Here is a 2,166-nt window from a genome sequence, read left to right on the forward strand (position 1 = left end):
TTGGATGCCAGAGATAGGTTTGGGAATTGGCTGTGAAAGGGGCAATTATTCTGGGGTGACAAGGGAGTGGTTGTATTGGTACGATGCTGATGGAAAACGTTATTTTACTCCAGAAGAACAGGTGAAACAATCGGCGCAGCGCGCACAACAGGAATCGCAGCGCGCCGATCGACTAGCTGAACGATTGCGAGAGTTGGGGATAGATCCTGATAATATAAGCTGATTGCTGTCAAGAGTGCGACACAGAGGCACTCTGCGGGCGATCGCCCATCTGATTTTTCCACGCCCGATCCGATCGCCCCCAACCGATAATTTTCGAGAAAAACCCGGTTTCTGCGTCCGGGAATGTATGAATATTTATCAAAAAAATTAGGAAAGATGCGGACTTATTTGGAACAGACAGATAGTTTGATAGCAAACCTTGAAAGGCAGTTCAAAACAATGAAAATTAGGATAGGTTGTTAAATAATGGTTATGGATCTGCGTTTTTACGATGTCATCGGCTTTGGTGACGAAGTTCCGGGAGTTCTAGCCGTTATCTCAGCAGCCCGAGAATACCGCCGCCGGACAAAGCGTTATCCGCGAGTTTTGCTGATGTCGAAAGCAAACTTGCAAGAAGGAATTGGCGGGCATTTAGTCAGAGGCGGTTTGGCTTATTTAGATAGAAGTCAGATCGATCGAGAACTGCGACAATCTTTAAAGTTAGATACCTTTGGTTCACCGGCGACAATTTATCAAGAGTTCCTGCAAAAATCCGGTGTCAGCGCGATCGCGCTTGACCCCCGCAAAGCCAGCGCAGCGCTGAAAGAAATGCTGTTACAAGCCGGGGTGGACACCCTCAGCAAAGTAGAAATTCAATCAGTCAATAAAGAGCGCCAAAGAATTGCCAGCATCACCACATCTAAAGGCATAGTTTATGCAGGAAAGCAATTTATTGATGCCACTGTCAATGGCGAATTAGCTCAAGCTGCCGGCGCGAAAAAGCTAAAGGGATTTGAAACCTTTGGTCTGCCCAACTCCGAACTTCCCGTCACCCTAACTTTTGAAACCCAAGGACTCAGTGCCAGAAGACTGAAAGAACTCGATTACATTTATCTAAAACGCTTCACAAACCTCGCCGATTCTGAGAGTCAAAAATTTTTGCTGTACGCGGCCCGGAAGGATGTCAAACTAGCAGAAGAACTCCGACAGGAAATGCTCGACACCAGAGGAAATCTCAAAACTCTGTGGGCTGGCAACGATTACATCGACGTGCGATCGCCCGCGCTGTCTGTAGCTTACCACTCCTTTAGAGGAACAAAGCTATCTTTTCCTGAAACCGGCGTAATTTTAGACGAGGGAAATATCGCAATACTTCCCAATCAAAGACTTTCGTGGAACGCGCTATTATTTGCAGTCACCAGCAGCGAAGCAGAAGCCTTAGCCAGAAGCGGGAGCAAACCGACGGCAAATATGCAAAAAGAAATGTTATTTGTAGCAACTTGGCTGAGGAGTTTGGGGGCTACTTCTGTTACTTCTGCCTCAGAACTTTATATCAGACACGCAGGAAACGTGACGGGAGTTGTAGAACCTTTGACTGGCGCACAAATGCTGCTAGGCGGCGTACCGGCTAATCAAGCACTGGCAACATTTAGCTATCATTTTGATGTACGCGGAGGCATCCCCGGTATGGGGGAAAAAGCAAACAGTTTAGGGTGGTTTAAAAGTCTGAGTTTTAAACAGCCTACCTTCAATATTGGCATCCGCCACGCATTAATGAAAAACATTCCTAACCTGGCAGTTGTCAGTCCGTGTTCTGGATTTGAAGGGTTTGCCTGTTCTGTCGGCAGAATTGTTGAATTCAACGCCGCAGTTGGTCAAGGTGTCGGTATCGCTGCGATTAATGCTATTCTAAATAAAAAAAATATAGCTGATATATCTAACGCAGAAGTGAGACAAGTTCTGGTTGAAACAAATCAGTTACCTAAAATTTTTGGAGTTGCTAACAATGCTGATGGAACGCTGTTGGCGCAATTCGAGACTCTTGTGGGTGCGGATGCTATTGCTTAAGAAGTCATTTGTTATTTGTTATTTGTTATTTGTTATTTGTTATTTGTTATTTGTTATTTGTTATTTGTTATTTGTTATTTGTTATTTGTTATTTGTTATTTGTTATTTGTTATTTGT

At 44.5% G+C, this 2,166-nt stretch carries 1 protein-coding gene and 1 pseudogene; both read left to right on the forward strand.

Annotation, left to right across the window (positions count from 1 at the left end; genetic code table 11):
• Positions 1 to 223: pseudogene (locus WBA89_RS19215) on the forward strand (hypothetical protein); the annotation flags it as partial.
• Positions 224 to 474: 251 nt separating this feature from the next.
• Positions 475 to 2,049 carry an FAD-dependent oxidoreductase gene (locus WBA89_RS19220; RefSeq protein ID WP_424408800.1) on the forward strand — a complete coding sequence of 525 codons (1,575 nt, stop codon included), beginning with the start codon at positions 475 to 477 and terminating at the stop codon, positions 2,047 to 2,049.
• Positions 2,050 to 2,166 lie beyond the last annotated feature (117 nt).

This window comes from Microcoleus sp. (assembly GCF_049646505.1).
Taxonomy (GTDB): domain Bacteria; phylum Cyanobacteriota; class Cyanobacteriia; order Cyanobacteriales; family Microcoleaceae; genus Microcoleus.

Bases quoted from the DNA above. Each gene is read 5' to 3' on its own strand.
- WBA89_RS19220 (WP_424408800.1), top strand. From the start codon at position 475: ATGGATCTGCGTTTTTACGATGTCATCGGCTTTGGTGACGAAGTTCCG.